5 protein-coding genes are annotated in these 5,985 nt (G+C 74.3%); 4 read left to right on the top strand and 1 reads right to left on the bottom strand.

Annotated elements, in window-relative coordinates:
* The 4 genes from D476_RS0126320 to D476_RS0126335 all read left to right on the top strand — a co-directional run.
* A partial coding sequence (locus D476_RS0126320; protein WP_017626890.1) for a glycosyl hydrolase occupies nucleotides 1-1,604 on the top strand: 1,604 nt, incomplete at its 5' end.
* Between the two features lie 103 nt (nucleotides 1,605-1,707).
* Nucleotides 1,708-2,076 carry a TFIIB-type zinc ribbon-containing protein gene (locus D476_RS34670; protein ID WP_083939655.1) on the top strand — a complete coding sequence of 123 codons (369 nt, stop codon included), beginning with the start codon at nucleotides 1,708-1,710 and terminating at the stop codon, nucleotides 2,074-2,076.
* Nucleotides 2,073-2,705, top strand: a complete 633-nt coding sequence (locus D476_RS0126330; protein ID WP_017626892.1) for an AAA family ATPase — start codon at nucleotides 2,073-2,075, stop codon at nucleotides 2,703-2,705. The genes D476_RS34670 and D476_RS0126330 overlap by 4 nt, the downstream gene beginning before the upstream one ends.
* Before the next feature lie 110 nt (nucleotides 2,706-2,815).
* Entirely contained in the window at nucleotides 2,816-4,951 is a 2,136-nt protein-coding gene (locus D476_RS0126335) for a HEAT repeat domain-containing protein (RefSeq protein WP_017626893.1), read from the top strand.
* Between the two features lie 48 nt (nucleotides 4,952-4,999).
* On the opposite strand, the gene D476_RS0126340 is transcribed toward D476_RS0126335, so the two are convergent.
* A partial coding sequence (locus D476_RS0126340; RefSeq protein ID WP_017626894.1) for an aminotransferase class I/II-fold pyridoxal phosphate-dependent enzyme occupies nucleotides 5,000-5,985 on the bottom strand: 986 nt, incomplete at its 5' end.

Consider the following 5,985-nt stretch of genomic DNA (forward strand, 5'->3'; position numbering starts at 1 on the left):
CCTCCGGCGCCGAATGGACGCGCTCCGGCGACACCCTCACCGCGGCGGGCGCCGACCACTACTCGGTCGCCGTGCTGCCCGACCCCGGGGACCTGGACGCGTTCGCGCCCTATGCCCACTCCTTCGTCACCGATTCGCGCGTGGGGTACTCCTACGACGAGGCGGCCGCCGAGCTCACCACCACCTACCGGCTCACCACCGAGCCGAAGGAGGGCACCGAGGACGGCACGCTCATGGCGCTCTACCCGCACCAGTGGGAGAACACCGGCGACCCGCTGACGGACCTGGCCTACGCCTCCCCGCGCGGGGAGATGCGCGTCGCGGACGGGGCGGAGTTCACCACCTCGCTCACCACGCAGGGCCTGATGCCGAGCCTGCCCACGGCCGAGGGCGCCGACGAGGAGCGCATGCGGGCCCTCATCGACGAGGAGCTGAACCACGAGGACCCGTTCCGGGGCGGCGACGACACCTACTGGAACGGCAAGGCGCTGGGGCGGCTGGCCCAGCTCGTGCCCATCGCCGACTCCATCGGCTACACCGAGGGCCGGGACGGCCTGCTGGAGCTGGTCAAGGGCCGCCTGGAGGACTGGCTGACCGCCGGAGGAGGCGGGCGGCAGTTCCACTACGACTCCGCGTGGGGCACCATGCTCGGCTACCCGGACTCGTTCGGGGCCGCCGACCAGATCAACGACCACGACTTCCACTACGGGTACGTCGTTCAGGCCGCAGCCGTCGTCGCCCGCTACGACCGCGACTGGGCCGCCGAGGACGCCTGGGGAGGCATGGTCCGCATGCTCATCCGGGACGTGGCCGAGACCGACCCGGAGTCGGACATGTTCCCGCGCCTGCGCTCCTTCTCGCCCTACGCCGGGCACGGCTGGGCGTCCGGGCACGCCGGATTCGCCGCGGGCAACAACCAGGAGTCGTCGTCGGAGGGCATGCACTTCGCCGCCGCCACGGCCCACTTCGGCGCGGCCACCGGGGACCGGGAGCTGCGCGACCTGGGGGTCTTCCTGCACACGACGCAGGCCTCCACGGTGACCCGCTACTGGCAGGACAGCGGGGGCGGGACGTTCCCCGACGACTTCGGGCACGACGTCGTCGGCATGGTGTGGGGCGACGGCGGCGACTACCGGATCTGGTGGGACGGCGGCGACGAGGAGCACTACGGCATCAACTACCTGCCGATCACGGCGTCCTCGCTGTACCTGGGGTACGACCCCGGGCACGCCGCCGCCATGCACACCTCCCTGGTGGAGAGGCTGGGCGGTCGGCCCCAGATCTGGCGGGACGTCCACTGGGAGCACCAGGCGCTGTCCGACGGGCCGGGCGCACTGGCTCGGTTCGAGGAGCAGTGGACCTCCTACGAGCCCGAGGCGGGCGAGTCCAAGGCGCACACCTACCAGTGGGTGTCGACGCTGGCGGACGTCGGCACGGTGGACACGTCGGTGACCGCCGACACCGCGCACTACGCGGTGTTCGACGACGGCGGGACGAGGACCTACACGGCCTTCAACCCGGGAACCGCGCCGCTGGACGTCGCCTTCTCCGACGGGACGACGATGAGCCTGGAGCCCGGGGAACTGGCGACCGCCACCTCCTGAGACCCGTCCGGCCCCTGGGGCCCGTCCGGCAGAGCCCTGCCCCCGCTCCGCCGGGCGCCTCCGCCTTCACGCCCGCTTCATGTCCGCGCCATAAGCTGGACGTGTGACATGTCCCAAGTGCCAAGGCCCCATGCAGACCTTCGACCGCCAAGGGATCCACATCGAGCAGTGCACGAGCTGCCGAGGGATCTTCCTCGACCGCGGTGAGCTGGAGCAGATCATCGCGGCGGAGGAGAGCCACTACGGCGCTCCTCCGCCCTACCCCGGCCGGCAGCCGCACGGGGCGCCCCAGGCGGGCGTGCCGCACCGCGGCGGACCGGCCTACCCGGTCCCGCCGGACTCGCCGCGCGGATACCGCGGCCGTCCCGACTCGCCGCGCCCCTACGGCCACGGCGGGTACGGGTACAAGGACTCGCCCAAGCCGTACGGGCGGCGCAAGAACAAGAGCTTCCTGGAACAGCTCTTCGATTGAACCCGCTCATCTGCCCTGAGTGCGGGGAACTCGACGAGGCGCCCGTCGCCGAACCCTCGGGGGAGGGGCTGCGCTGCCGCTTCTGCGGACACGCGCGGCCCCTCCTCCGCATGCCCCTGTTCTGCGTGACCGGGCCCAGCGGGACCGGCAAGTCGACCGTCGGGCGGCTGCTCATCGAGGCGCTGTCGGACCGGTTCGTCGTCCTCGAACAGGACGTGCTGTGGGTCGAGGGGCTGCGCGACGACTCCTACGAGCACCGGCCGTTCCGCTCGACGTGGCTGCGCACGGCCGCGATGATCCAGCAGAACGGGCGGCCGGCGGTGCTCTTCGGGACGGTGGTGCCGCCGGAGTTCGAGCCGCTGCCCGAGCGTGTCCTGTTCTCGCGCATCCACTACCTCGCACTCACCTGCGACCCGGAGGTCCTGGCCGCCCGGCTGCGCGCGCGTCCGTCCTGGCGGGAGTGGGACGAGGAGCGCATCGCGGAGATGCTGGACTACGCGCGGTGGGTGGAGGAGACGGCCGCGGAGATGGACCCGCCCGTCGACCTGCTGGATACCACGTCCGTGCCCCCGGAGAAGACGGCCGAGGCCGTTCGCGCGTGGGTGGAGCGGGAGGCGCGGGGCGTCTGAACGCCCTGTGGCCGAGGGGAACCGGGTGGTTTCCGGCCACGTCGTAGTGGTCCCCCGTCCGCCGGGCTCCCCGGCGCCGTGTTCCTCAGCGCTAGGAAGACAAGACCGCTATGACCGATCTCCCCGGCCTGGACGATGTCGCCTGGGCTTCGATGGGGCATGCCTACGGCTCTGCCGAGGACGTGCCGGACATGCTGCGACGGATGGTCTCCGACGACCCCGGCGAGCGCGGCAAGGCGTTCTCCGAGTTCTATGGGGCCGTCCACCACCAGGGGGACGTGTACGACTGCACCGTCGCCGCGGTGCCCTTCCTGATCGACGCCGTGTGCGACCCCGCCGCGCAGGACAGGGACGACCTGCTGGCGCTTCTGGCCGGGATCGGCGGCGTCGAGGTCGACCACCTGTCCATGGTGTTCGACAACGTCGGCTACTACGAGGCCGTCCTGGAGGGGGCCGACCCGCTGACCGGCGGCGACGCCGCCCGCGTCGTCCCGCCCGCGAACGCCCCCGGCGGGGACGGCGGCGACCGACCCGGGTACGCGGAGATCGTGGAGCGGAACCTCCGGAACGGCAATACCTACGCGCGTGCCATCGTCGCCGTGGCCGAGGGCCGGGCGGAGTATGTGCGCCTGCTCGCCGACCCCGACCCCGCCGTACGCGAGGCCGCCTGCATGGCGGCGGTGGCAGGCGTCCCCGATGCGGAGACCACCGCGGCCCTGGTGGACCGCCTCCACGGGGACGACCACTCCGCGGTGCGGGAGTCCGCGGCCACGCTCCTGGGGATCGTGGCCGTCCGCTCCAGGGCGGCCGACTCCGCGCCCGTCGCGGACGGGCTCGCCGAGGCGGCCGTGCGCGATCCGAGTCCGTCGGTGCGCATGCGCGCTTTCACCGAGCTGATGCGGCGCTTCCCCGGCCGCCCGTCCCCGCTCGACACGGACGCGGTCCTCGAACTGGTGGCCGACGTGCAGGGCGACGAGATCCCGCCTCTCCAGGGGGGAGGCGACCGGGAGTACTACCACGGGGTGCTGCTCACCCTGGTCGACTACGCGCTGGACGGCCGGACGGAGGAGCGGCGGGCCCTGCTGGAGCGGCTCTTCGAGCGGCCCGAGCCGGAGAGCACCGTCAGGACGCTCACCATGGTGCGGGAACTGGTCGAGGGATGGCGCGGCGACCACGGGGCGCTGATCGCCCGCGCCCTCGACCTCCTCGGGAGTGAGGACGAGGAGGTCGCCGTCGAGGCGGCGCGGGTCGTGATCACGGCCGGTCCGGTGGCCGCTCCGTTCGCCGACGCCATCGAAGAGGTGCTGGAGTCCTCCGACGGCGGGGCGGCGCTCGAAGCGGCCACCGACCTGTGGGCCGAGATCGGCGACGAACGTGCGCTGGAGATCATCGAGGAGATGCTCGACGTCGCCCACTGGGCCGAGTTCGCCCTGATGAAGGCGCAGGCCATGGGGCCCGCCGCCGCGGAGCTGGGCCCCGCCCTGCAGGAGTTCCTCGCCGCCCGGCTGGCCGAGGAGGAGCCGGACGCCGAGTCCGTCAAGGACGCCGTCAAGGCGCTGGTGGCGGTCGGCGCCGACGCGGGCGCCGCGGTCCCCTTCCTCCTGGCCCAAGAGCCCGGCCGGGACGTCTTCGAGCTTCTGGGGAGCATCGGGCCCGCCGCGGAGCAGGCCGCCCCCGCCCTCGCGGCCCACCTGGCCGACGGCGGGCTGCCCGCGTGGGGCCCTCCGCTGGCGGCGCGCGCGTACTGGCTGATCACCGGCGACGCCGAGCCGGTGCTGCCGGTCCTGGCGCGTGTCATGGAGGAGCGCGGCCCCTGCCTGGGCGACGCCCTGGAGACGGCGCAGCTCATGGGGGCCGAGGCCGCGCCCCTGGCCGACCTCGTCCGCGCGTGCGTCGAGGACCCCGGGGAGATCCGGGTTCGGAGCCGGGGGATCGAGACCCGGAGCCGCGCGGCGCAGGCCCTGTGGGCGGTGACGGGCGATACGGAGGCCGCGTCGGCCGCGCTGCTGGCCGCGTGGCAAGAGCAGCCGTCGGAGGAGATCGCGGAGGCGTTCGAGCAGATGGGGTCTGCCGGGTCCCCCGCCGTTCCGGCGCTGCGCAGTGAACTCGCCCAGTGGCGCCGCGCCAATCTGCGCCGCGGCGTCGCGATCCGGGTGGGCGACCGCCGCCCCGACTTCCGGGCCGCCCGCGCGGACGAGGAGCTGCGCGAGGCCTGCACCCGCGCGCTGGCCGCCATCGAGGGCTGACGCGGAGGGCGGAACCGGTGGGTTCCGCCCTCCTCCGCAGAGGTCCCCTCACACGGCCGGGCCGCCGTGGCGGGTCGCGGCGGCGATGGCCGCCGCCAGGGCCGGCATGTCGCTCCGGTCCAGGGACGACACCGTCACCCGCAGCGCCGGGCGCGCGCCGCTGCGGAAGCGGGAGCCCGGGGACACCGCCCACCCGCGCGCCAGCAGGCCCGCCACCGCGGACCCCTCGTCCGGCACCGGGACCCACACGTTCACGCCGGACCGTCCGCGCGCCTCCAGGCCGTGCCCGGCCAGGTGGTCGATCAGGGCGGTCCTGCGCTCGGTGTAGGAGCGCCCCACCTCCTCGGCCGATACCGCGCCCGCGCGCCACATCTCCACGAATGCCTCCTGGAGGGCGTGGCTGACCCACCCGGGCCCCGTCTGGATCAGGGCGCGCACCCGGTCGACGGTCACCATGTCCCCCGCGAGCATCGCCAGCCGCAGGTCCGGGCCGTACCCCTTGGCCACCGACCGGACCACCGCCCAGCGGTCCGTGGCGCCGAACACCCCGTGGAAGGGCAGCTCCACCCAGCCGAAACCGTGGTCGTCCTCGACGGTCAGCACCGCGGGGTGCTCGGACAGCACGCCGCGCAGGGCCCGGGCCCGCTCCGCGCTGAGGGCGGCCCCGGTGGGGTTCTGCGCCCTGTTGGTGACCACGATGGCGCGGGCGCCCGCGCGCAGGGCCGCGGACAGCTCGCTCGGCAGCGGCCCCTCGTCGTCGATCGCCATCGGCACGCTCTTCAGCCCGATCGCGGCGAGGAGGTCGTGCTCGCTGGGCCAGCCGGGGTCCTCCAGGGCCACCGTGTCGCCGGGGCGCAGCGCCGAGCGCAGCACCCGGTCGACGCCGTCCAGCGCGCCGGAGGTCAGCGCGAGCGAGGCCGCCGGGACGCCGTCGGCCCCGAACACCTCCCCGGCCGCCTCGGCCATCGCGGGCAGCACCGGCGCGTCGCCGTACAGCGGGGGCGTGCGCCCGCTTCGGCGGCGGGGGGCGGGCC

The organism is Nocardiopsis chromatogenes YIM 90109 (assembly GCF_000341185.1).
Taxonomy (GTDB): domain Bacteria; phylum Actinomycetota; class Actinomycetes; order Streptosporangiales; family Streptosporangiaceae; genus Nocardiopsis_A; species Nocardiopsis_A chromatogenes.